The organism is Klebsiella sp. TF21-TM, assembly GCF_019753495.1.
GTDB lineage: Bacteria > Pseudomonadota > Gammaproteobacteria > Enterobacterales > Enterobacteriaceae > Klebsiella > Klebsiella quasipneumoniae.
Window position 1 is genome coordinate 1 of sequence record NZ_JAIJYL010000153.1, and the last position, 203, is coordinate 203.

General features: G+C 57.1%; 1 protein-coding gene. It reads right to left on the reverse strand.

All coding sequences use genetic code 11. From position 1 onward, the window contains the following. Positions 1 to 203 (reverse strand): transposase (locus K5R89_RS27300; protein WP_221853888.1); only part of this gene is annotated, 203 nt, incomplete at both ends.

Below are 203 nucleotides of genomic sequence, written 5' to 3' on the forward strand. Positions count from 1 at the left end.
AGTTCATCGTGACAGAGCCGGGTGTCGTAAGCGCCATCGGCGGCGGCTGACCTGATTTTCCGGTGGGTTTGCCGGATAAGACCCGGGAAGGCTTCTGAGTCCGTCACATTGTTCAGCGACAGGTCTGCGCAGATGATTTCATGTGTTTTACTGTCAACGGCGAGATGCAGCTTACGCCAGATACGGCGGCGTTCCTGGCCATG